Genomic DNA, 20,927 nt, shown 5'->3' with positions numbered 1-20,927 from the left:
GCGGGGGATGCCGGCTTGTGTTCTGATATTCGTTATGACCTCACTCACGTCCGCTGGAATCGCTTCCCTCAGTCCCTCGGTTGCTGTTGCCGCCGCCGAACCGAAGCGCACCGAGAGCCATGCCGGCCGGCTCAACTGGCTGCGTGCCGGGGTGCTCGGCGCCAACGACGGCATCGTCTCCGTTGCGGCCCTCGTCGTCGGTGTGGCCGGGGCGACCGGCTCCACCGCCGCCATCGCGGCGGCAGGCACCGCCGGCCTCGTCGGTGGGGCCATCTCCATGGCCCTCGGCGAATACGTCTCGGTCAGCAGTCAGAGTGACAGCCAGCGCACCCTGATCGAGCGCGAGAAGCGCGAGCTCAGTATCGACCCCGAAGGCGAACTGCAGGAACTCGCGGAACTCTACGAAAAGCAGGGACTCGCCCCCGCCACGGCCCGGCAGGTCGCCGTGGAATTCACGGCGATCGATCCCGTGCGTGCCCACCTGCTCGCCGAGCACAACATCGCCGAGGACGACGTCGTCAGCGCCTGGCACGCCGCCTGGGTCTCGGCCGCGGCCTTCACCCTCGGCGCGTTGCTTCCGTTCCTGGCAATCCTGCTCCTGCCCGAGAGCGTGCGCATTCCGATCACCTTCGGTGCCGTGCTCATCGCCCTCGCGGCGCTCGGCATGACCGGCGCCCACCTCGGCGGCAGCCCGAAGCTCCGCGCGACCATCCGGGTCGTGCTCGGCGGGGCCGCGGCTCTGGTCGTCACCTTCCTGATCGGTTCCCTGCTCGGCACGTCGGGCATCGTCTAAACCGGCCCCGCCCCGTCCTGACCCCCGAAAAGGTCCCGGGTCACCTCTCGCGCGGCGCGCACCTAATGGTTTTGACAATCATTATCAATAGGCCTAGCCTTGAACCGTGATCAAGAAGCGATTCGTCCTCCCTGTGCTTGCGGCCGCGACCGCTCTGCTCCTGGCCGGCTGCGCTCCGACCGGGGGAGTTGATTCCGGCGCTGCCGACGACCTCCAGGTGGTCGCGACGACCACGCAGGTGGCCGATTTCACTCGCAATGTCGTCGGCGACACCGTCGGCGTCTCGGTCACCCAGCTCATCCTGCCCAACCAGAGCGCGCACAGCTTCGACCCTTCGGTGGCTGACCTGACCGCCCTCGGAGCAGCCGATGTTCTCGTGATCAACGGCGTCGGACTCGAGGAGTGGCTCTCCGACGCGATCAGCGCCAGCGGATTCGACGGCGTGACCATCACCGCAGCGACGGGAGTCGAGGTCCTCGGCGGCACCGAGAAATCCGGCAACCCGCACATCTGGACCGACGTGTCCAACGCGGAGACCATGGTGCAGACCATCGCCGACGGCCTCGGTGCCGCGAGTGTCGACCAGGCCGCGGACTTCGCTGCGAATGCGGCAGCCTACCGGGGCCGACTGGCCGAACTCGACACCTGGATCCGCACCAATATCGACGCCGTTCCCGCGGCGGAGCGCCTGCTCGTGAGCAACCACGACGCGTTCACCTACTTCACCGAGGCCTACGGCATCACGTTCGTCGGTTCCATCATCCCGAGCTTCGACGACAATGCCGAGCCCAGCGCCGCTGCGATCGACAAGCTCGTCGCCGACATCAGGGCCACGGGGGTGAAAGCCGTCTTCTCCGAGGCGTCGATCAGCCCGAAGGCCGCCGACACCATCGCCACAGAGGCGGGCGTCGCCGTGTACTCGGGGGAGGAGGCGCTGTTTAGCGACTCGCTCGGCGCAAAGGGCAGCGACGGCGCCACGTACATCGACTCCCAGGTGCACAACGTCACCCTGATCCTGGAGTCCTGGGGGGCCACGCCCACCGCGGTTCCCGCAGACCTGCGATAGTTGATCTGTGAACGAGAACCCTTCTCAAGTGCGGGCCGGCGCCCCCCTGGCCCTCAGAGTGGTGGGGGCCGCCTTCTCGTACGGCCACCTGCCGGCACTCGAGGGCATCACCTTCGACCTGCGGGCGGGCGAGGCCGTTGCCCTGATCGGGCCGAACGGCTCAGGCAAGTCCACGTTGCTCAAGGGCATCCTCGGCCTGGTGCAGCGGGTGAGCGGCACCGTGGAGGTGCTCGGCGAACCGACGGCCCCGGTCGGCTCGATCGGCTACGTGCCCCAGGCCGGCGACCTCGATCCCCAGTTCCCGGTGACCCTGGAGCAGGTGGTCCTGATGGGGCGCTACCGCACCCTGGGCTGGCTGCGCCTGCCCGGCAAGCGTGACCGCGAGGCCGTTGCCCGGGCCCTGGACGCCGTCGGGCTCACCCAGCGCGCGAAGACCCGGTTCGGCGAGCTGTCCGGCGGCCAGCAGCAGCGCGGCCTGCTCGCGCGGGCCGTGGCGTCCGGCCCGCGGCTGCTGCTGCTCGACGAGCCGTTCAACGGCCTCGACCAGCAGAACCGGGACGCCCTCGTCGGCACCGTGAAACGGCTGAAGGAGGAGGGGGTGGCCGTGCTCGTCTCCACCCATGACCTGCAGCTTGCCCGCGAAGTCTGTGAAGAGGTCCTGCTGCTCAACGGCACGCAGGTGGCGTTCGGCCCCCGCGAGTCGGTGCTGAGCCTGGAGAACGTGCAGCGCACCTTCCACGAGGTCGGCGTGGAGCTCGACGAGCACACCGTCGTCCTGCCGGACCACTCGGGACACTGACGTGGAGCTCCTGAACCCGCTCGTCGACGCGTTCGCCCTGCCGTTCATGACGCGGGCGCTCGTGGTGCTGGGCGCGCTCAGCCTCGTGGCCGGCGTGGTCGGTGTGCTCGTCAACCTGCGGGGACTCGAATTCATCAGCGACGGGCTGACGCACGCCGTCTTCCCCGGCATCGCCATCGGATTCGTCTGGGGCGGGCGTGACGGACTGTTCGCCGGAGCAATGGTCGCCGCGCTCTTCGCCGCGGTCGTGCTCACCCTGATCGTGCGCCGGTCGGTGAGTTCGGATGCCGCGATCGCCATCGTCTTCACCGCGATGTTCAGCGTCGGCGTGATCCTGGTCTCGCGCGAGACGAACTACGTCGGGCAGCTGGAACAGCTCCTGTTCGGCCGACTGCTCACGGTCAGCCCGATCGAGGTCATCCAGACGGTCGTCATCTGCGGCATCGCCCTGCTCCTGGTCGCCTTCACATTGAAGGAAGAGGTGTTCCGGGCATTCGACCGGGTCGGCTTCGCCGCCTACGGGTACCGACCGCTGGCGCTCGACCTCGTGCTCAACGTGGCCATCGCGTTCGTCGTGGTCGCGGCCTCCAGCGCCGTCGGCAACCTGCTCGTGCTGGCCGTGCTGATCGTTCCGGGCGCCGTAGCGCGGCTGGTCACGGCGCGGCTGTGGCTCCTGTTCCCGATCGCGGCCGGGTTCGCGGCCCTGGGCTCCTGGCTGGGCCTGGCCCTCGGCTTCCAGGCCTCCGTGCAGTCCGGGATCGACCTGCCCAGCGGGGCGACCGTCGTGCTGGTGCTCGTCGCCGGCTACGCCATCGTGCTGCTGCTGCGCCTGGCCGTCGACGGGCTGCGGCGGCCCAGGGTCGCCCGCTGATGGGCTACTTCGAGAAGGCCCTCCTGGCGGCGGCCGGGATCGGCGCCCTTTCCGGCCTGGTCGGCGCGCTCGTCGTGCTCCGCCGGCGGACGTTCTTCGCGCAGGCCCTCACCCACGCGACCTTCCCCGGCGCGGTCGCCGCCACGATCCTCGGCATCAGCATCCCGCTCGGCGCCGCGCTGGCGAGCATCCTGATCGTGGGAATCATGACCCTGATCGGGCGGGTGAAGCGTCAGGGCAGCCAGGTGGCCTCCGGCATCCTGCTCACCGCCGGCTTCGCGCTCGGCGTGCTCCTGCAGGCGCTCAACCCGTCGCTGCCGGTGCAGGTGGACTCCTATCTCGTGGGGTCCATCCTGACCGTCACCACCGGCGACCTGATCCTGGCCTTTTCGGTGCTGGTCGCGGCCGTGGCGGTGATGCTCTTCCTGGGCAAGGAAATCCTGTTCTCCACGTTCGACTCGAACGGATTCCGCGCGGCCGGCTACCGGGAATGGCCGATCGAGCTGCTCACCCTGGCCCTCATCACGGCAACCGTGGTCACGGCGATGCCGGCCGTCGGCGCGATCCTCGCGATCGCTCTGATCGCGGCACCCGCCGCCGCCGCCCGGCTGGTCGTGCGCACCACCACCCAGATCCTGGTCGTCGCACCGGTGCTGGGTGCGGTGGCCGGGCTCGTCGGTGTGCTCCTGTCCCGGGCGATCGACGTCGCCGCCGGACCCGCGATCGCCCTCACCGCGGCGGCGTTCTTCGTGCTCGCCCTGGGCGGTCGCCGGCTCGTCCGGGCCCCGTTACGGTTGAGACTATGAAGCGGAACACCTGGCAGCGGGAGGCCGTGCGCACGGCGCTGGGCGCGGCCGAGGGATTCGTCAGCGCACAGGGGCTCCACTCCAACCTGCACGCGACCGGGTCACCGATCGGTCTGGCCACGGTGTACCGGGCGCTCGCCGACCTGGCCCTCGAGGGTGAAGCCGATTCCCTGCAGTCGCCCGAGGGCGAGGGCCTGTACCGCGCCTGCAGCACGACCGACCACCATCACCACCTGATCTGCCGCAATTGCGGCCTCACGGTCGAGATCGAAGCGGATGCCGTCGAGACCTGGGCGAAGAACGTCGCCGCCGAGAACGGGTTCACCCAGGCCGCCCACGTGGTCGACGTCTTCGGCCTCTGCGCCGCCTGCACCGCCGCCGCCCCCGCCGTCTCACCTCCCGCCGCACCCCCCGCCCCAGTCCTCGAGTAGCGAACGAATTCGACGGAGATTCTGCTCCCACAACCCTGTTTTCCCGGCTTCAGCGCCAAAAATGGCAGAATCTCCGTCGAATTGGTTGAGTTTGCGCCGGGGGAGAGCAGCGCGTAGTGTTGGACGCTGCTGCGCATATCTGTGCGTGCACTGCTGGTTCGCCTCGCTTCCGCCTTCGCGGGAATGTCGTCGTGCCAGCCGACAAGAGATCTTGGGAAGGGCATTCGCCCTTCGGTATTGGAGGAGAACCATGGCAGCTACTTGCCAGGTGACCGGAGCCGTTCCTGGCTTCGGACACAACATTTCACACTCGCACCGACGCACCAAGCGTCGTTTCGACCCGAACGTTCAGACCAAGAAGTACTACGTACCGTCGCTTCGCCGTAACGTCACGCTGACCCTGTCCGTCAAGGGCATCAAGGTCATCGACGCTCGTGGCATCGAGTCGGTCGTCAAGGACCTTCTCGCCCGTGGGGAGAAAATCTAATGGCCAAGCAGCATGACGTCCGCCCGATCATCAAGCTCCGTTCGACGGCTGGAACCGGTTACACGTACGTGACCAAGAAGAACCGTCGCAACGACCCCGACCGTCTCGTGCTCAAGAAGTACGACCCCGTAGTGCGCAAGCACGTTGACTTCCGTGAGGAGCGCTAAAAATGGCGAAGAAGAGCATGATTGCCAAGAACAACCAGCGCAAGGTTATCGTCGAGCGCTACGCAGCGAAGCGCCTTGAGCTCAAGAAGGCCCTCGTTGACCCGGCCGGCACCGACGAGTCGCGTGAAGCAGCTCGCCTCGGCCTGCAGAAGCTTCCCCGCAACGCGTCGCCGGTTCGCCTGCGCAACCGCGACGCGGTTGACGGCCGTCCCCGTGGACACCTCAGCAAGTTCGGTATCTCGCGCGTTCGTTTCCGCGACATGGCTCACCGCGGCGAACTGCCCGGCATCACCAAGTCCAGTTGGTAGAGCGCGCGTGACCGCCTAGTCGGTCATTCGGAACCTCCGGTTCCGGAAAAAAGAGAAGATTTCGACTTCGGTCGGCGTCTTCTCTTTTTTTGTCTCATTTTTCGCGTAGAGCGGAAATGGGGCCGTTCCGGAGGGGCAAACCGCCTCGAAACGCCGTAAATCCGCGGAATTCCGGGGAACTCTGCTAGATTCAACCCGGTCCAACCGGCCAACGGAGGCGCTTTTCGAAGCGTCGCCCGACATACGTGAATACCTGTTTTTACAGACAAAGGTCCGAGGAGGACACTCAATGGCTGACAAGTCGCTGAACAAGACCGAGCTCGTTGCCAAGGTTGCCGCAGACTCTGGCCAGAGCCAGGCTGCAGTCGACGGCGTTCTGAACGCTTTCTTTGCAACTCTCGCTGACACCGTCGCGAACGACGGCAAGGTCACCATCCCAGGCTGGCTCGGAGTCGAGCGCACCGCAACCGCAGCGCGCACCGGCCGCAACCCGCAGACCGGCGAAGAGATCGCCATCGCCGCCGGCCACCGCGTCAAGCTGACCGCCGGCAGCAAGCTCAAGGCTGCCGCCAAGTAGGTTTCGCCCCAAGAGGGCAGGGCGTCGACTTCGGTCGACGCCCTGTTTGCTTTTAACGGCCCCCTGTCATGATGGGGGGGGCGACGACCGCGGGGGAGTCACGGCGCGGCCCACGAGGTTAGGCTTAGTCGGTGCCTCGTCTCGTACGTATTTCCGGTCCGGCAGTACTCCTGCTGGTCGCCATGCTTGCGACGCTCGTGGCCCTGGCCTACGGCGGCGGCTCGGCCGCCCAACTGCTGGCCGATCCCGGGCCGGTCGTGCGCTGGGGCCTTCCCCTGGCCAAACTGCTGGTGAACGTCTCCGCGGCGGGAACCATCGGTGCCCTCGTGCTCACCGTCTTCGCGCTGAGCCCGCGTGAGCCCGAGTACAACACGGCGATCGACTTCGCCTCCGGCTCCGCAGCGGTCTTCACCGTTGCATCCGCCCTGACCGGCTTCTTCACCTTCCTGCAGGTGACGACCATCCCGCTCAGCTTCGACGACCGGTTCAGCGCGACCGCCGGACAATTCTTCAGCGACATCGAAATCGGCCAGGCGTGGCTGGGCACCACCCTGATCGCGGCCGCCGTCACCGTGCTCTGCTTCGCGGTGCGCTCCCAGACCGGGCTCGTCTTCGTCACGGTCCTCGCGGTGGGCGCTCTCGTGCCGATGGCGCTGCAGGGGCACGCGGCCGGCGCCGAGGGACACAATATCGCCATCACGGCGCTGGGGCTGCACCTCGTCTTCGCCGCGATCTGGTTGGGCGGCCTGCTCACCATCATCGTGCTCCGCAAGCAGCTGGCCGGCGGCCGCATCGATGTGGTCATCGACCGGTACTCCACGCTCGCCCTGGTCAGCTTCATCGTGGTCGCGGCCTCGGGCTACGTCGGCGCGGAACTGCGGCTGGGCACCTGGGAACGCTTGTTCACGCCGTACGGCATCCTGGTGCTGGTCAAGGTCTTCGCCCTCACCGCGCTGGGCGTCTTCGGCGCCGTGCAGCGCCGAACCCTGATCCGACGGATGCAACGCTCCGAGCAGGCCGGGAGGCCGCACGCCGGTCGCTGGTTCTGGTGGCTCGTCGTGGCCGAGCTCGGGTTCATGGGGTTGGCCTCCGGCGTGGCGGCCGCTCTCGCGAAGACGGCGACCCCGGTGGCGCAGGTCACGGCGACCCAGGTGCCCACGTCGACGCCCGCCCAAATCCTAACCGGCGAGCTCCTGCCGCCCGAACTCACCTTCGGTCGCTACTTCACCGAGTGGAGCTTCGACCTGGCCTGGGTGCTGTTCTGCGCCTTCGGGATCTTCTTCTACGTCGCCGGGGTGGCCCGCCTGCGCCGCCGCGGTGACCAGTGGCCGGTGTTCCGCACAGTGCTGTGGGTGACCGGCATGCTCGTCCTCTTCTACATCACCAACGGCGGGGCGAACCTCTACGCGCAGTACCTGTTCTCCTCGCACATGCTTATGCACATGGCCCTGACCATGCTGGTGCCGGTGTTCCTGGTGCCGGGGGCGCCGGTGACGCTCGCCGCCCGCGCGATCCGCAAGCGGCAGGACGGCAGCCGCGGTCCGCGCGAGTGGATCCTTCTCGCCGTGCACTCACGGTACGCGGGCATCCTGGCCAATCCGCTGGTCGCCGCTGCCCTCTTCGCCGGGTCGCTGTGGGTCTTCTACTACTCGTCGCTGTTCAGCTGGGCGACCACCGATCACATCGGCCACGAGTGGATGGTGGTGCACTTCCTGATCACCGGCTACCTGTTCGTTCAGTCACTGATCGGCATCGACCCGGTGCCCTACCGCCTGCCCTACGCCGGCCGCCTGCTCCTGCTACTGGGAACCATGGCGTTCCACGCCTTCTTCGGGGTGACGATGATGACCGGAACCGGGCTGCTCCTGGCGGACTGGTACGGCGCGATGGGGCGTGACTGGGGCCTCAGCGGCATCGCGGACCAGCAGATGGGCGGTGGGATCGCCTGGAGCGTCGGCGAGATCCCGACCATCGCCCTGGCCATCGCGGTGGCTATCCAGTGGAGCCACAGTGACGAGAAGGAGACCCGTCGCAAGGACCGCAACGCCGACCGCACCCACGACGCCGAGCTCACTCAATACAACGCGCAGCTGGCCCGGCTCGCCGCCCGCGACCGCGACCGCGCGGAGTAGCGGCAGGGCGCGACCGACGTCAGTGCAGCTGGAGCGCGAGCGAGCCGTCCGGGTTGACCGTCACGCTGATCGCGACCGACAGGGGCACATCCTCGTCGCGGGTCTCGACCTCGCCGTCGAACAGGGACTGCACCTCGACCACGATGTGAGCGTGGCCCGGGGTTTCGGGCATCTCGAAGGTGGAGTCGCCGCCCGTCAGGGTGACCTGCGGGTACTCGGCGATCGACCAGAGCGGCGGTTCGGTGACCCGGTCGTTGATTTCGATGCCGAAGGGGCACCCCGACGGCTGCAACACCTGCTGGGTGGTGCAGGCGTTCAGGAAGCTGTCCAGCTCGTCCTGCACCTGGGTCACGAACTGTTCGTTGGGCTGGGCGTCGATGGTGACGTCCGTGGTGCCGGATGCGGTCACGGTCACGGTCTGCGGCGGCGACGAAAGCAGGGCGGACGTGTGGCCCATCGTGTAGCGCGCCGGCGCGAAGGCGAGGTAGGCGGCCTGATTGGAGAATGCGGCGGGGGCGCCCTTCGCGGCGTGGGCGCGCGCGTCGAGGGTGAGCTGGTCGATGGAGAACGTCGCCTCGTGCAGCACGGTCACCTGCAGCACGGCCAGGGGGCTGGTCTCGAACCGCCAGCTGTCGAAGACGCCGAAGAACGTGCCCGTGTGCGCCACCTGGAACGTCATCTGCGCGGGTTCGCCGTCGAGGCGGAAGCCGTAGACGACCGTGTGCCGGTCCTGCGCGGTCTCGCTGTCCCCGGTGAGACGGATGTCGGTGAGCTCGCCCAGCACGGAGGGCCGCAGCAGCGTCCGGGGGAGGTCCTGCGGCAGATCCGCCGCCTCGAGCTGGTCGTCGGTGGGCGTGACCCCGGGCAGCATCAGCGCGCTCGAGACATCCTGCCGCGCGAGCGCATCGAGGTACTGCCGCACGAATCCGCTCGCGCTGTACAAGTCCCGGTTGAGCGAACCGATCGTGGCGACCAGGGCCGCGCCGAGCAGGGCGGACACGAGGACCACGGCCACGACGGCGCGCCGCTGGTTTCGCCGGCGCCTGCCGTCCCGGTTGCTCACTCCCTCATCCTACGGCGCGCATCTTCTCCACCGACCCGCCCGCCCGGCCGCCTCCCACAGCCGGGCCGGATACAGTGGGATGTCCCGTCCGAACCCATCGAAAGTGCCCACCGTGTCCGAGATTCCGTCTGAGATTCCGCTGTCGCGCGAGCAGGCCGAAGTGTTCCAGGCCATCGAGGGCACCCGCCAGAACGTGTTCGTGACCGGCCGCGCCGGCACCGGCAAATCGACGCTGCTGAACCACCTGTCCTGGCACACGAGCAAGCAGATCGTGATCGCGGCGCCCACCGGGGTGGCGGCGCTGAACGTCGGCGGCCAGACCATCCACTCCCTGTTCCGGCTGCCGATCGGCGTGATCGCCGACAACGCGATCGACCAGTCCGACCAGGTGCGCAAACTGCTCAACACGATCGACACCGTGGTCATCGACGAGGTGTCCATGGTCAACGCCGACCTGATGGACGCGATCGACCGCAGCCTCCGCCAGGCCCGGCAGCGCCCGAACGACACCTTCGGCGGGGCGCAGATCGTGCTGTTCGGCGACCCGTACCAGCTGGCCCCGGTGCCGGGTGACTCCGACGAACGCGCCTACTTCGCCGACAACTATCGGTCGATGTGGTTTTTCGACGCGAAGGTGTGGCAGGCCGCCGACCTGCGCATCTTCGAGCTCACCGAGGTGCACCGCCAGCGGGACGCCGACTTCAAGCACATGCTCAACGCGGTCCGCCACGGGCAGGTGACGGCCGAGATCGGCGGCGCGCTCAACGCCGCCGGGGCGCGCACTCCGCCCAGCGAGGGCGTGATCACCCTGGCCACCCGCAACGACGCGGTGAACCGCATCAACGCCTCCGCCCTCAAACGACTGTCGGGCAGGGCGCGCACCGCCAAGGCGGACGTCACCGGCGACTTCGGCGGCCGCACGTTCCCGGCCGATGAGGTGCTCGAGCTGAAGGTGGGCGCGCAGGTCATGTTCCTGCGCAACGACTCCCAGCAGGACGGCGGTCCGCGCTGGGTGAACGGCAGCATCGGCACCGTCACCCGGGTCGAATCGACGGTCTACGTCGATATCGACGGCGAGACGCACGAGGTCGAACCGGCGGTGTGGGAGAAGTTCAAGTACACCTACAACCCGACCACCAAGAAGCTGCGCAAGGATGTCGTGGCCGAGTTCACGCAGTTTCCGTTGCGGCTGGCCTGGGCGGTCACCATTCACAAGTCGCAGGGCGCCACCTATGAGCGAGCGGTTGTGGATCTCGGGGCGAGGGTGTTCAGCCCCGGTCAGACCTACGTGGCCCTCAGCCGGTTGACCAGCCTGGACGGCCTCTACCTCACCCGTCCCCTGCGCCCGAACGACATGATCGTGGACGAGAATGTGCGGCGGTTCATGCGCGGCCCGCGCCCGGCCGCGCCGAACCCGCCCGCACCAGGCCTCGCCTTGCCGGGCACCGCGGAGTAGCACCCGCTTCGATCAGCTGCGGCTTCGATCAGCAGCGGCCATCAGTGATGGGAATGCGGTGATTCCGGCAGCACGGGGTGGGCCGTTTCGCTGTGGGAACCGTGCGGCACCGCGTGCGCGCCCGCATCCGTTGCCGCCAAGGCCGGCGTGGTCAGACCGGAGACCAGAAGACCTCCGAGCGCCAGCGCCGCCAGGAAGCGCCGGCCCTGAGGTGTGCCCGTTGCCGCGGACTCCGACGCCGCCCGCCGCCGGGCGACGGCGAGGGAGAGGGCCACGAACACGCTGAACAGGGTGGCGACGGCCATCGGGAAGACCGGCAGGCCCGCCGCATCGGCGGGCAGGCCGAAGCCGCTGCGCAGGGTCGCCGTGGCTCCCCAGACGAATACCGGGATCAGCGCCCCGACAACGGCCAGGTCGGCCACGAGGACGCGCCCCCGCACGAGGGTCGCCACACCCCAGCCGATCTCCGCGGCGCCGACCCCGGCGAAGAGGATCGCGAGCGGCAGGGGAGCGCCCGCGCCCACGGCCAGGTGAATGGTGCCCGCCCCCAGGGCGGCGAAGGCGGTCCAGAGGAGGCTGATCGGAGTCATGGGAGTCCTGTCCGTGGGTGCGTCGGTGGGCGTGGGCGTGGCGCGGCTGCCGGTTACGCGGTGACCGTGCGGGCAGCGGTCTTGTCCGCGGCGAGCCCGGCGCCGAGCAGCACGATGGCGCTGGCCAGATGCAGGAAGTGGTCGGCGGTGTTCAGGGCGAGGATGTTCAGCGCGGTGCTCGCGATGAAGAACCCGACGATTCCCAGCAGCAGGTACACGGCGCCGACCGTGGTGTTGACGGCCTTGGCCGCGGAGACGGTGGACACGCCGGCGATCAGCAGGGCGGCGCCGATCAGGAGGTGGGCGGTGTTGTGCAGGGGGTTGACCGCGAAAATGCCGAGCAGCAGCCCGCCCTGGGTGGCGAAGAAGCTGACGCCGCCGGTGACGGCGAAGCCGAGCAGTCCGACCAGCAGGTAGACGGCGCCGAAGACGGTGGCGATGAGTCGGTTGGGTGATGTGCGCATGAGAATGACCTCCGGTAGTTGTCACGGTCCCGCCGTGCTTGGTAACTGTTCGGAATCATCGGGGATTCGGTTTGGCCGGTGCGGTGATTGCCCGGTGCGGTGACTGCACAAACACAGAACGGGCGCACCCTCCGCGGAGGGTGCGCCCGTTCTGTGTTTTAAAGCTGGGGATCAGGCCCGGCGACGACGGCCGGCCAGTGCACCGTAGACCAGCAGCACGATGATTGAGCCGGCGATGGCGAGGAGCCAGGTCTGGATCGAGAAGAAGCCGGCCAGGTCGACCCCGAAGATTGCCGAGCCGAGGAAACCGCCCAGGAAGGCGCCGACCACGCCGAGGATCAACGTGATGATCCAGCCCCCGCCCTGGTTGCCCGGGAGGATCGCCTTGGCGATTGCGCCGGCAATGAGGCCGAGAATGAGGAATCCGATGAAGCTCATGTGTCTTGTCCTTTTCTATTCTGTGGAATCGTGATTGGCGCTGCGGGTGTCGTCCGCGCTGCTAGCGTCAGCATTGCTGTCGTCAGCATTGCTGTCGTCAGCATTGCTGTCGTCAGCGTCGCTGTCGTCGCTGCTGTCGTCCGCGGCGAGGTGCACGTCTTTGACGGTCACATCGACCGGGCCGACCTGCATCCCGACGATCGTCTCGATCGCGGTGGCGACGGCGGCGCGAACATCGTCCGCGACCTTCCGCAGTTCGTGCGGGTACTCGACGACGATGGAGATCGTCGCCGATACCCGACCGTCGGCGACGTCGACGCTCACCCCGGGGGAGAGGTCCGCGCCGCTGAAGGCTTCGCGGATCGCCCCGAGGGCGCGCGCGGCGCTACCGCCGAGCGCGTGCACACCGGGCACCTGATTTGCCGCGATGCCGACCACCTTGGCGACGACGCCGTCAGTGATGACGGTTTCGCCTGGCCCGGTGACCGGGTTCTGTGCGGATGCGCTGGTGTCAACGATGGTGGAGCTCCGATCTGGGAAGGTGATACCGGTTCACGCGAACGCCAACCGGGCAGTGCACTGATAGGACGTGCCGCGAGCGACTTTCGTCACGCGGATGCGAATAAAAGTTTTAGGGCGGGGCGGAACGGGCATCGGTGCATCAGGCCACGGCCGCCAGAACGGCGGTCATCGTGTGGCTCTGGCCGGGTTCGAGCCGAACCAGATCCCCGCGGATGTTCGCGGTCTCCACACAGACCATCCCGGTCCACTCCTCGTCGCCGAAGTCGGACATCGACCGGGCCTTGGCAGCCCAGGGGTTCCACACGACGGTGCTGTGCGACTCGCGCTTCTCGATGGTGACGGAGTGGCCCGCCGGGTCGATCACCGTGGCGGCGGCGTCAGTGCCGAGGTAGATCCGGTCCGTTTCCGCCTCGAACCGTACGGGCTCGCTTGCCCCTGGGACCTCGGTGAGACCCGCCAGCTGATCGAGGAAGGGAGCGCCCTCGAGACCGGCCACGCGCACATCGCGCACATCATCGACCCGCAGGTAGGTGTGCAGCGCCTCTTCGAAGGTCACGGCCTCCGGTTCCAGGTTGGTGATCCGCAGGGCGAGGGCCAGGCGGGTGCCGACGGTGACCGTGTAGAGCGCCTCGAACCGGTGCGGCCAGGCGGAAGCGCGGGTGGCCGGGGTATCGCCCAGTCGGAAGGTCAGCACCACGTCGTCGCCGGCTTCCTGCGCGTCGACGAATTCCCATTCCGTCAGCCGGGCGAACCCGTGCGCGGCGGCGGACGGAGCCCCCGCCTTCGCCCCGAACCAGGGGAAGCAGATCGGAACCCCGCCGCGGATGGCCGCGTCCGGCAGGAACCGGCTGGTCGCGCTCAGCCACAGAACGGGCCGCCCGCCGGCCGGAGTCCACGCGGTGACCTGGGCCCCGTGCAGGTAGATCTCGGCCGAACCCTGGCGGCCGGCCACGCGCACAACCGGCAGGCCGCCCGAACCGAGGCCGACCTCAACGGATGCCGGCAGGGACGCGGGAACAGGAGGTGCGAAGGGCATAGTGACAGTTTCGCAGCTTCCCGCGCTCGGGCCAGTCGGCGCGCAAGCCGGGCGTGGTCCCCGCTGGCGTCGGGGAGTAGCGTGGGGGTGTGCAGAAGAAGAAGAAGAAGAAGGTGCGGCATTGGCGTGACCTGAGCCCGCGGCAACGGGTCGGGGCGATTGTGGGCGCATCCGTGCAGTTCGCCCTCGCGGCCGCAGCGTGGCGCGACCTCGCCGCCCGGCCGGCGGCGCTTGTGAACGGGCCGAAGGTGGTCTGGGCCCTCGTCATCGGGGTGAACTTCATCGGCCCCCTCGCGTATTTCGCCGGGGGCCGCCGCACTCGGGGCCGGCTGGGCTAGTAGTCCCGCAGGTACTGCTCCAGGCAGGGCACCTTGAGGAGGGCGAGGGCGCGCTTCTCGATCTGCCGCACCCGTTCCCGGGTGACGCCCTGCACGACCGCGATCTGGTCGAGCGTCTGCGGTGCGCCGCCGGTCAGCCCGAATCGGGCGGTCAGGATCGACCGTTCGCGCGGGGGCAGTGCGTTCAGGTAGAAGCCGATGTCGGTGGCCCGCATGGTCAGCACGGCGTGCTCCTCCGGCTGGGGCAGGTCATCGTCGATGATCAGTTCGGAGATGTCGCCGAGGCCGTCGCCGACGGGGGCCTGCAGCGACATCGGCTCGTTGTCGTACCGGAGCAGCCTCATCACGTCGACCACCTGGATCTGCGAGGCGTCGGACAACTCCTGCATGGTGGGTTCGCGGTCGAGGGTGCTGGTGAGGTCTCGGCGGATGCGCTTGATCTTGTTGAGCTTCTCCGCGGTGTGCACGGGGATGCGGATCATGCGGGATTTGTCGGCCATGCCGCGGTGGATGGCCTGGCGGATCCACCAGGTGGCGTAGGTGGAGAACTTGAAGCCGGTCATGAAGTCGTATTTCTCGACGGCGCGGACGAGGCCGATGTTGCCGTCCTGCACGAGGTCCATGATCGGCATGCCGCGTCCGGAGTAGTGCTTGGCGATGCTGACCACCAGGCGAAGGTTGGCCTCGATGAAGCGGTTCTTCGCACGGTGGCCGTCGTGGGCGAGCCACGCGAGTTCACGCAGGAGTGAGGGTTCCAGCGCGCCCGGCTCGGCTCGCTCGGTGCGTTCCTCGGCGAACAGGCCGACTTCGATCCGCCGGGCGAGGTCGACCTCGTCCTCGGCGGTGAGGAGCGCCACGGCGCCGATCTTCCTCAGGTAATCACCGAACGCATCCGTGGCGGCACGGTTGTAAGTGGCGATGGATGGCTGGCGTGCGGTGATCGTCATGAGTCTCCTCCAGTTCGGGCTGGAACATCAGTACACAGCCCACGCCTCATCCCGTCGAGGGACTTGACGCGGACCTCGAGAAACCGAATAATGCTCGGAAACGGCATTCGGCTTGTCCGGCTCAGCCGTGGGCCTGGACATAGCCGACCAGGCCTTTCACGGTCGCGACCCGGGGGTAGTCCCGCGCGGGGGTATCGACGCCGGTCGCCTGCGCGATGGTCTCGATCAGCCGCAGGAAATCGAGGGAGTCGAGTTCGAGATCCTGCCTCAGCCGAGCATTTTCATCCAGATCGTCCGTGTCGACATCCGGCGCGACCTGGCCGATGGCGGCGTAGACGGCCGCGCGAGCATCCTGTTCGTTCATAGCTCCTCCGGTGCCTGCAGCAATTCTTCGACCTGGGCCAGGAATCGGCTTCCGCGCAACCCGTCGCTGACCCGGTGGTCGGCGGACAGGGTGGCCGTGACCGCGGGCCTCACGCCGAGCAATCCGTTGTGCGCCCACGGCTGTTCGACCACCCGGCCGAGGCCCACCAGGGCGACCTGCGGCGGGTAGATGACCCCGAACACGCTTTCGACGCCGAGGTCGCCGAGATTAGTGACCGTGATGGTCGGATCTGCCATCTCGGCACGCGCCAGGCGCCCGGCACGGGCGCGGCCGACGAGGTCCCGCAGCTGGGCCATCAGAACGTCGAGGGAGAGCGTGTCGGCGTCATGGATCGCGGGGGCGACCAGGCCGCCCTGGCGCAGGGACACGGCCACGCCCAGGTGAACGGCGGCGCTCGGCCTGAAGGCGCCGTCGGTGTAGAAGCCGTTCACTTCGGGCACGGCGCGGGCGGCCAGCGCGCAGGCCTTCAGGAGCAGCGCGGCGGGGACCAGGCGTTCCGCGACGGGCCGACCCGCGTTGACCTGTTCCATCCACGCGAGCGCGGCCCGCAGGTCCAGGGTGGTGCTCAGGTAGTAGTGCGGGATGGACTTCTTCGAGCGGGCCATCAGTGCGCCGACGGCGCGGCGCAGGCCGGCCGCCCGCTCCGCGGCGACCGCCGGCGTCATCACCCGCGGGGACGGGGCGCGCGGGGCCGCGGGTGCCCGCGACGACCCCCTCATCGAAGGACTCCACGTCGATGTCCGCCTTCTCCGTGTCCACGACGGCGACCATGTCTCCGCGGTGCACGTAGTCGCCGGGCTTGACCAGCCACTCGACCACCTTGCCGTGATCCATGTCCGCGCCGAGGGCGGGCATCAGGAAGTCACCCATGGGTGCCCACCGCCTCCCGGGCCGCGGCGACGACGCGGTCGACGGAGGGGAGTGCGGCCAGTTCCAGGTGCTTGGCGTAGGGCAGCGGCACTATCCACGCTGCAGACCCGGCCGACCGGCGCATCCAGGTCGAAGAAGGCCGACTCGGTGATGCGCGCGCTCACCTCGGCGGAGATGCTGCCGCTGCGCCATCCCTCGTCCACGATGACGGCGCGGTGCGTGCGCGCGACGGTGGCGAGAATCGCGGCGTCGTCGAGGGGGCGCAGGGTGCGCAGATCGAAAACCTCGGCGTCGATGCCCTCCTGCGCCAGCGGCTCGGCGGCGTCGAGCGTGATCTGCAGGGTGCCGCCATAGGTGATGAGGGACACGTCCCGGCCGGATCGGCGCACGGCGGCGGTGTCGATGTCGACCGCGCCGGCGTCGTCGGCGATCTCCCCGGCCACGTTGTAGAGCGAGCCGTGCTCGAAGATCAGCACCGGGTCGGGATCCTGCAGCGCGGTCCACAGCATCCCGCGGGCGTCTTCCAGGGTCGACGGGGTGAGGATGCGCAGCCCCGGGATGTGGGCGTACCAGCCCTCGAGGCTGTGCGAGTGCTGCGCGGCCAGCTGGCGCCCGGCGCCGGGCGTCATGCGAATCACCAGCGGAACGCTGAACTGCCCGCCCGACATGTGCCGGAGGGTTGCCGCGTTGTTCATGATCTGGTCCAGCGCCAGGAGGCTGAAGTTGACGGTCATGATCTCGACGATGGGACGCATCCCGCCGAGCGCGGCGCCGATCCCGGCCCCGACGAAACCCGACTCCGAGAGCGGGGTGTCACGGATGCGTTCCGGGCCGAATTCCTCCAGCAGCCCGAGGCTCACCGCGAAGCAGCCGCCGTACCGCCCAACGTCCTCGCCCATCAGGAAGACCCGGTCATCGCGCGTCATCGCCTCACGGATCGCGGCGCGCATCGCCTCGCGGTAGGTCGTCTTCATGTCGGCATCCCCGTCACTTCGGGCCTCGCTCGGTGTAGAGGAACCGGGTGAGGTCCTCAACCGGCTCGGGTGTGCCGGCCTTCGCGAACTCGACGGCGGCCTGCACCTCCGAGTCGACCTCCCCCTGCACCGCCGCCCACGTCTTCGCCGGGAGCTCGCCGGCCGCCTCCAGCGCCGCGCGCAGCAGGTCGATGGGGTCGCGCTCCAACCAGGTGGCCACCTCGGCCTTCTCCCGGTAGCGCTCGGGGTCATACATCGAGTGCGCCCGGAACCGGTAGGTGCTCAGCTCCAGGAAGTGCGGGCCGCCGCCGGCTCTGACCATGTGCACCGCCCGCCGGGCCGTCTCCTCGACGGCGAGCACGTCCATCCCATCCACGGGCCAGGCGGGAACCTCGTAGGCGGCCGCCTTCAACGCGATATCCGTCTGGGATTCCGAGCGCCCGAGGGCCGTGCCCATGGCGTACAGATTGTTCTCGCAGCGAAACAGCACCGGCAATTGCCACAGCGCGGCCAGGTTGATGCTCTCGTGGAATTCCCCTTCCGCGACCGCGCCCTCCCCGAAGAAACAGACGGTGACGCGGTCGCGACCCGCCATCTTGTCGGCGAGGGCCAGGCCCACCGCCAGGGGCAGGCCGCCCGCCACGATGGCGTTGCCGCCGTAGAAGCGGGTGGCCGCGTCGAAGAGGTGCATCGACCCACCCCGGCCGCGGCAGCATCCTTGTTCGTAGCCGTACATCTCCGCGAGGATTGCTCCCGCCAACACTCCGCGCAGCAGGGCGTGGCCGTGCTCCCGATAGATGGCCAGTACCGCATCCTCCGGTTCGAGTGCCGCCATCACCCCGGCCGCGACCGCCTCCTCGCCGATGTACACGTGCATGAATCCGCGGATTTTGGCCGCGCTGTACAGCTCGACGCATTTCTCCTCGAACCGCCTCGCCCGCAGCATCTGCAGCAGCAGGTGGCGGGCCCGCTCCGGGTCGGCCGTGACCCGTCTCGCGGTGAACTCATCGATCATCGGGGTACCTCCACGGTCGACGTGTCCCCTTCCGGCAGGCCGAGCTCCCTGGCCTTCAGCAGGCGGCGCAGGATCTTGCCGCTGCGGGTCTTCGGCAGCGTCGTCGTGAACTCGACTTCCCGCGGTGCCACGGCCGGGCCGAGGCGTTTTCGCGCGAAACCGATGATGTCCAGGCGCAGTGCCTCGGCGGGCTCCCAGCCCGGGTGCAGTTCGACGAACGCCTTGACCACCTCGCCGGCGACGGGGTCCGGGATTCCGATCACGGCCGCCTCGGCCACCGCGGCGTGCTCCATCAGTGAGCTCTCTACCTCGAAGGGGCCGATCAGGTGGCCGGAGGACTTGATCACGTCGTCCCCGCGACCGACGAACCAGCAGTAGGTCCGCGTCCCTCCGGACCAGGTCGCCGGTGAGGTACCAGCTGCCCACGAAGCACCGGCGGTAGCGCTCCTCCTCGTTGAGGTACCCGCGGAACATCGAGGGCCAGCCGGGGCGCAGGGCCAGCTCTCCCACGGCATCCGGTTCGGTCACCAGCACGGGTTCGGCGCCCCGCATGACGGGTGTGCCCTGCTCGTCGCGCTGAACCAGGGCGGCCTCGACGCCGGGCAGGGGGCGGCCCATCGAGCCCGGGCGGATCTTCGGTGGCGACGTAGTTCGAGATCATGATTCCGCTGGTCTCGGTCTGCCACCAGTTGTCGTGCACCGGCAGGCCGAACGCCTCCTGACCCCACACGACGACCTCGGGGTTGAGGGGCTCGCCCACGCTCGCCACGAATCGCAGTGCGGACAGGTCGTGGGCGGTGGCCCGCTCCGTGCCGGCCTTCATCAGCATCCGCAGAGCCGTCGGCGCCGTGTACCAGACGCTGACCCGCTGATCGGCGAGGATGCGGTACCACCGGTCCGCTTCCATCTCCTCCTCGTCGACGATGCTGGTCACGCCGTGCACGAGCGGGGCGATCACCCCGTAGGAGGTGCCCGTGACCCAGCCGGGGTCCGCGGTGCACCAATAGATGTCGTCGGGATGCAGGTCGAGGGCGAAGCGGCCGGTGGCGAAGTGGGCGGTCACGGCGTCGTGAACGTGGATCGCGCCCTTGGGAGTGCCCGTGGTGCCGCTCGTGAAGTGCAGCAGGGCCATGTCCTCGGGGTGCGTTTCGGCGATCTCCCCGTAGGGCGGCGCCTCGCGCATCAGCGCCGCCAGGTCCAGCGTGCCCGGTTCCGGTTCATCCGCGGCGTCGACCAGGAGAACGTGCTGCAGCTGCGGCAGCCGGTCCCGGATCGGCGCCACCTTCTTGCGGTACAGCGCCCGCGTTGTGATCAGTGCCCTGCCTCCGCCCAGTTCCAGTCGCTGGCGCACGGGCTCGGCGCCGAACGCCGAGAACAGCGGGCAGAAGACGGCGGCGTGCCGGAGCGTGCCCAGCACTGCGACGTACAGTTCCGGGATGCGACCGGTGAGGGAGAAGACGCGGTCACCGCGCTCGATCCCGAGGCCCCGCAGCACGCCGGCGAAGCGGCTGGTCTGCTCGAGGAGCTCGGCGTAGGTGAGGGAGTGGCTCGTGCCGTCGGCCCGGATGAAGCGCAAGGCCTCCCGGTGCGCGCGGGGGCCCGCGGCATGCCGGTGACGGCTTCGTAGGCGATATTGAGGCCCTGGCCGCCCGGCAGCCCCGACAGGCCGCGGCGGGCCTCGTCCCAGGTGAATGTGGCGCGGGTCTTCTCGTAGTCGAGGAGGTTCGGGGCCACACGGAGGCTGGGGACGTCCTTTCGGATCGTGGGCCAGTGTGTCGACGACTCGGTTCCGGCTGTCATGAGCCCATGAAACCCCCGCCGGGGCGCGGCGGCTAGGAGCGTGTGCCAGTAACGCCTATTCGAAGTTGATTCGACAAGATCCGGGCCGATTTGGCCGCAGNCGCGCAACGTCGCGTCAGCGGGGATCCGGCCCCGAGGAACATCCGGAACACGTTCCCCGTGCTTCACCCGGCCGGTCGCGATGAAGAACTCAGTCCGCCCGTCGCTCGCGGCTTCCACGGTCTTGGCGTAGTCCAAGTTTGCTGCTGAACAATACCCGGCATCCACCAGCACTTCGGCGGGGAGAGTACCCATCGTGGCGTGGAGTTTCTCGATCATCGGCACGACCTGTTCAACGTCCACGGCAATATTCGTCAGCGTCGTCGCGACGATCACTTGATGGTCCGCATCAACGATGGCCTGCGCGTTGTAGGTGTAGTGGAAGGACCCATCGGCGGTCTTCATGATCCGAGCGTCCGGGTCGGTGAAGTTGCGCTGAGCCTTCGGAGCGACGACCGCGTTCTTTGCCGCGTCATCACCCTTCTTCGAGACCACGTCGTCATCATCGCCCTTGTCCCGGGCCTTCTTCTCCGCGTCTTTTCGAGCCCGCGCG

Annotated in this window: 25 protein-coding genes and 3 pseudogenes; 13 read left to right on the top strand and 15 right to left on the bottom strand. The window is 68.5% G+C overall.

From position 1 onward, the window contains the following. Window positions 1-34: 34 nt before the first annotated feature. The 11 genes from E3T37_RS02850 to E3T37_RS02800 all read left to right on the top strand — a co-directional run bounded on the left by E3T37_RS02850 (window position 35) and on the right by E3T37_RS02800 (window position 8,437). A complete protein-coding gene (locus E3T37_RS02850) occupies window positions 35-793 on the top strand; it encodes a VIT1/CCC1 transporter family protein (protein WP_134365332.1) in 759 nt (252 codons plus the stop codon). A 106-nt stretch (window positions 794-899) separates the two neighbouring features. Then, window positions 900-1,859 carry a metal ABC transporter substrate-binding protein gene (locus E3T37_RS02845; protein WP_198415947.1) on the top strand — a complete coding sequence of 320 codons (960 nt, stop codon included), beginning with the start codon at window positions 900-902 and terminating at the stop codon, window positions 1,857-1,859. Window positions 1,860-1,866: 7 nt separating this feature from the next. Continuing rightward, window positions 1,867-2,658 carry a metal ABC transporter ATP-binding protein gene (locus tag E3T37_RS02840; RefSeq protein WP_134365331.1) on the top strand — a complete coding sequence of 264 codons (792 nt, stop codon included), beginning with the start codon at window positions 1,867-1,869 and terminating at the stop codon, window positions 2,656-2,658. 1 nt (window position 2,659) lies between these two features. Beyond that, window positions 2,660-3,529 carry a metal ABC transporter permease gene (locus E3T37_RS02835; protein WP_241976055.1) on the top strand — a complete coding sequence of 290 codons (870 nt, stop codon included), beginning with the start codon at window positions 2,660-2,662 and terminating at the stop codon, window positions 3,527-3,529. Continuing rightward, the gene (locus E3T37_RS02830; protein ID WP_134365330.1) at window positions 3,529-4,335 is read left to right on the top strand and encodes a metal ABC transporter permease; all 807 of its coding nucleotides are present in this window, start codon (window positions 3,529-3,531) and stop codon (window positions 4,333-4,335) included. Before E3T37_RS02835 ends, E3T37_RS02830 begins: the two co-directional genes overlap by 1 nt. Then, window positions 4,332-4,766 (top strand): Fur family transcriptional regulator, encoded by a 435-nt coding sequence (locus E3T37_RS02825; RefSeq protein WP_134365329.1) that lies wholly within the window; start codon window positions 4,332-4,334, stop codon window positions 4,764-4,766. The genes E3T37_RS02830 and E3T37_RS02825 overlap by 4 nt, the downstream gene beginning before the upstream one ends. Before the next feature lie 250 nt (window positions 4,767-5,016). Next, window positions 5,017-5,253: a 50S ribosomal protein L28 gene (gene rpmB / locus E3T37_RS02820; protein ID WP_104099753.1), complete on the top strand. Its 237-nt coding sequence runs from the start codon at window positions 5,017-5,019 to the stop codon at window positions 5,251-5,253. Continuing rightward, a complete protein-coding gene (rpmG, locus tag E3T37_RS02815; protein WP_104099752.1) occupies window positions 5,253-5,420 on the top strand; it encodes a 50S ribosomal protein L33 in 168 nt (55 codons plus the stop codon). The genes rpmB and rpmG overlap by 1 nt, the downstream gene beginning before the upstream one ends. Window positions 5,421-5,422: 2 nt before the next feature. Then, the gene (rpsN, locus tag E3T37_RS02810) at window positions 5,423-5,728 is read left to right on the top strand and encodes a 30S ribosomal protein S14 (protein WP_134364793.1); all 306 of its coding nucleotides are present in this window, start codon (window positions 5,423-5,425) and stop codon (window positions 5,726-5,728) included. A gap of 289 nt (window positions 5,729-6,017) precedes the next feature. Then, window positions 6,018-6,305 carry an HU family DNA-binding protein gene (locus E3T37_RS02805; protein ID WP_066598601.1) on the top strand — a complete coding sequence of 96 codons (288 nt, stop codon included), beginning with the start codon at window positions 6,018-6,020 and terminating at the stop codon, window positions 6,303-6,305. Window positions 6,306-6,487: 182 nt separating this feature from the next. Continuing rightward, window positions 6,488-8,437 (top strand): cytochrome c oxidase assembly protein, encoded by a 1,950-nt coding sequence (locus E3T37_RS02800; RefSeq protein ID WP_160141135.1) that lies wholly within the window; start codon window positions 6,488-6,490, stop codon window positions 8,435-8,437. Between the two features lie 19 nt (window positions 8,438-8,456). Here the strand turns inward: E3T37_RS02800 and E3T37_RS02795 are convergent, their stop codons facing one another. Continuing rightward, on the bottom strand, window positions 8,457-9,500 hold the full coding sequence (locus E3T37_RS02795; RefSeq protein ID WP_134365328.1) for a hypothetical protein: 1,044 nt from the start codon (window positions 9,498-9,500) through the stop codon (window positions 8,457-8,459). Window positions 9,501-9,579: 79 nt separating this feature from the next. On the opposite strand from E3T37_RS02795, the gene E3T37_RS02790 reads away from it, so the two are divergent. Continuing rightward, window positions 9,580-10,956, top strand: coding sequence for an ATP-dependent RecD-like DNA helicase (locus E3T37_RS02790; protein ID WP_134365327.1), 1,377 nt, complete (start codon window positions 9,580-9,582; stop codon window positions 10,954-10,956). Window positions 10,957-10,997: 41 nt separating this feature from the next. On the opposite strand, the gene E3T37_RS02785 is transcribed toward E3T37_RS02790, so the two are convergent. From E3T37_RS02785 to E3T37_RS02765, 5 genes are all read right to left on the bottom strand, one after another. Further along, the gene (locus E3T37_RS02785; RefSeq protein WP_134365326.1) at window positions 10,998-11,546 is read right to left on the bottom strand and encodes a hypothetical protein; all 549 of its coding nucleotides are present in this window, start codon (window positions 11,544-11,546) and stop codon (window positions 10,998-11,000) included. A gap of 53 nt (window positions 11,547-11,599) precedes the next feature. Continuing rightward, window positions 11,600-12,010: a DUF4383 domain-containing protein gene (locus tag E3T37_RS02780; protein WP_134365325.1), complete on the bottom strand. Its 411-nt coding sequence runs from the start codon at window positions 12,008-12,010 to the stop codon at window positions 11,600-11,602. 171 nt (window positions 12,011-12,181) lie between these two features. Further along, window positions 12,182-12,448, bottom strand: coding sequence for a GlsB/YeaQ/YmgE family stress response membrane protein (locus E3T37_RS02775; protein WP_134365324.1), 267 nt, complete (start codon window positions 12,446-12,448; stop codon window positions 12,182-12,184). A gap of 15 nt (window positions 12,449-12,463) precedes the next feature. Beyond that, window positions 12,464-12,910, bottom strand: coding sequence for an Asp23/Gls24 family envelope stress response protein (locus E3T37_RS02770; RefSeq protein ID WP_255572544.1), 447 nt, complete (start codon window positions 12,908-12,910; stop codon window positions 12,464-12,466). 199 nt (window positions 12,911-13,109) lie between these two features. Next, window positions 13,110-14,006, bottom strand: a complete 897-nt coding sequence (locus E3T37_RS02765) for a D-hexose-6-phosphate mutarotase (protein ID WP_160141133.1) — start codon at window positions 14,004-14,006, stop codon at window positions 13,110-13,112. 89 nt (window positions 14,007-14,095) lie between these two features. Between E3T37_RS02765 and E3T37_RS02760 the strand changes: the two genes are divergently transcribed. Further along, window positions 14,096-14,344, top strand: a complete 249-nt coding sequence (locus tag E3T37_RS02760; RefSeq protein ID WP_160141132.1) for a hypothetical protein — start codon at window positions 14,096-14,098, stop codon at window positions 14,342-14,344. Here E3T37_RS02760 and E3T37_RS02750 read toward each other — a convergent pair. The 9 genes and pseudogenes from E3T37_RS02750 to E3T37_RS17270 all read right to left on the bottom strand — a co-directional run. Beyond that, window positions 14,341-15,291, bottom strand: coding sequence for an RNA polymerase sigma factor RpoD/SigA (locus E3T37_RS02750; RefSeq protein ID WP_179954742.1), 951 nt, complete (start codon window positions 15,289-15,291; stop codon window positions 14,341-14,343). The two genes, E3T37_RS02760 and E3T37_RS02750, sit on opposite strands and share 4 nt — an antisense overlap. 121 nt (window positions 15,292-15,412) lie before the next feature. Beyond that, window positions 15,413-15,655 carry an acyl carrier protein gene (locus E3T37_RS02745; RefSeq protein ID WP_134365319.1) on the bottom strand — a complete coding sequence of 81 codons (243 nt, stop codon included), beginning with the start codon at window positions 15,653-15,655 and terminating at the stop codon, window positions 15,413-15,415. Beyond that, a complete protein-coding gene (locus tag E3T37_RS02740) occupies window positions 15,652-16,395 on the bottom strand; it encodes a 2-oxo acid dehydrogenase subunit E2 (protein ID WP_241978612.1) in 744 nt (247 codons plus the stop codon). The genes E3T37_RS02745 and E3T37_RS02740 overlap by 4 nt, the downstream gene beginning before the upstream one ends. Window positions 16,396-16,435: 40 nt before the next feature. Then, window positions 16,436-16,510: pseudogene (locus E3T37_RS17275) on the bottom strand (biotin/lipoyl-binding protein); the annotation flags it as partial. Window positions 16,511-16,538: 28 nt separating this feature from the next. Next, window positions 16,539-17,520: pseudogene (locus E3T37_RS02735) on the bottom strand (alpha-ketoacid dehydrogenase subunit beta). A gap of 13 nt (window positions 17,521-17,533) precedes the next feature. Beyond that, the gene (pdhA, locus tag E3T37_RS02730) at window positions 17,534-18,535 is read right to left on the bottom strand and encodes a pyruvate dehydrogenase (acetyl-transferring) E1 component subunit alpha (protein WP_134365318.1); all 1,002 of its coding nucleotides are present in this window, start codon (window positions 18,533-18,535) and stop codon (window positions 17,534-17,536) included. Further along, window positions 18,532-18,882, bottom strand: a complete 351-nt coding sequence (locus E3T37_RS17780; RefSeq protein WP_338145007.1) for a hypothetical protein — start codon at window positions 18,880-18,882, stop codon at window positions 18,532-18,534. The genes pdhA and E3T37_RS17780 overlap by 4 nt, the downstream gene beginning before the upstream one ends. Then, window positions 18,879-20,111, bottom strand: a complete 1,233-nt coding sequence (locus E3T37_RS02725) for an AMP-binding protein (protein WP_338145006.1) — start codon at window positions 20,109-20,111, stop codon at window positions 18,879-18,881. Before E3T37_RS02725 ends, E3T37_RS17780 begins: the two co-directional genes overlap by 4 nt. A 326-nt stretch (window positions 20,112-20,437) precedes the next feature. Further along, window positions 20,438-20,927 (bottom strand): annotated as a pseudogene (locus E3T37_RS17270) (transposase); the annotation flags it as partial.

This window comes from Cryobacterium sp. TMT2-10, from assembly GCF_004403075.1.
GTDB lineage: Bacteria > Actinomycetota > Actinomycetes > Actinomycetales > Microbacteriaceae > Cryobacterium > Cryobacterium shii.
This window is presented reverse-complemented; position numbering and strand designations above follow the sequence as displayed.

Bases quoted from the DNA above. Each gene is read 5' to 3' on its own strand.
- E3T37_RS02850 (WP_134365332.1), top strand. From the start codon at position 35: ATGACCTCACTCACGTCCGCTGGAATCGCTTCCCTCAGTCCCTCGGTT.
- E3T37_RS02785 (WP_134365326.1), bottom strand. From the start codon at position 11,546: ATGACTCCGATCAGCCTCCTCTGGACCGCCTTCGCCGCCCTGGGGGCG.
- E3T37_RS02775 (WP_134365324.1), bottom strand. From the start codon at position 12,448: ATGAGCTTCATCGGATTCCTCATTCTCGGCCTCATTGCCGGCGCAATC.
- E3T37_RS02765 (WP_160141133.1), bottom strand. From the start codon at position 14,006: ATGCCCTTCGCACCTCCTGTTCCCGCGTCCCTGCCGGCATCCGTTGAG.
- E3T37_RS02830 (WP_134365330.1), top strand. From the start codon at position 3,529: ATGGGCTACTTCGAGAAGGCCCTCCTGGCGGCGGCCGGGATCGGCGCC.
- rpmG (WP_104099752.1), top strand. From the start codon at position 5,253: ATGGCCAAGCAGCATGACGTCCGCCCGATCATCAAGCTCCGTTCGACG.
- E3T37_RS02790 (WP_134365327.1), top strand. From the start codon at position 9,580: ATGTCCCGTCCGAACCCATCGAAAGTGCCCACCGTGTCCGAGATTCCG.
- E3T37_RS02825 (WP_134365329.1), top strand. From the start codon at position 4,332: ATGAAGCGGAACACCTGGCAGCGGGAGGCCGTGCGCACGGCGCTGGGC.
- rpsN (WP_134364793.1), top strand. From the start codon at position 5,423: ATGGCGAAGAAGAGCATGATTGCCAAGAACAACCAGCGCAAGGTTATC.
- E3T37_RS02740 (WP_241978612.1), bottom strand. From the start codon at position 16,395: ATGAGGGGGTCGTCGCGGGCACCCGCGGCCCCGCGCGCCCCGTCCCCG.
- E3T37_RS02750 (WP_179954742.1), bottom strand. From the start codon at position 15,291: ATGACGATCACCGCACGCCAGCCATCCATCGCCACTTACAACCGTGCC.
- rpmB (WP_104099753.1), top strand. From the start codon at position 5,017: ATGGCAGCTACTTGCCAGGTGACCGGAGCCGTTCCTGGCTTCGGACAC.
- E3T37_RS02805 (WP_066598601.1), top strand. From the start codon at position 6,018: ATGGCTGACAAGTCGCTGAACAAGACCGAGCTCGTTGCCAAGGTTGCC.
- E3T37_RS02780 (WP_134365325.1), bottom strand. From the start codon at position 12,010: ATGCGCACATCACCCAACCGACTCATCGCCACCGTCTTCGGCGCCGTC.
- E3T37_RS02800 (WP_160141135.1), top strand. From the start codon at position 6,488: ATGCTTGCGACGCTCGTGGCCCTGGCCTACGGCGGCGGCTCGGCCGCC.
- E3T37_RS02745 (WP_134365319.1), bottom strand. From the start codon at position 15,655: ATGAACGAACAGGATGCTCGCGCGGCCGTCTACGCCGCCATCGGCCAG.
- pdhA (WP_134365318.1), bottom strand. From the start codon at position 18,535: ATGATCGATGAGTTCACCGCGAGACGGGTCACGGCCGACCCGGAGCGG.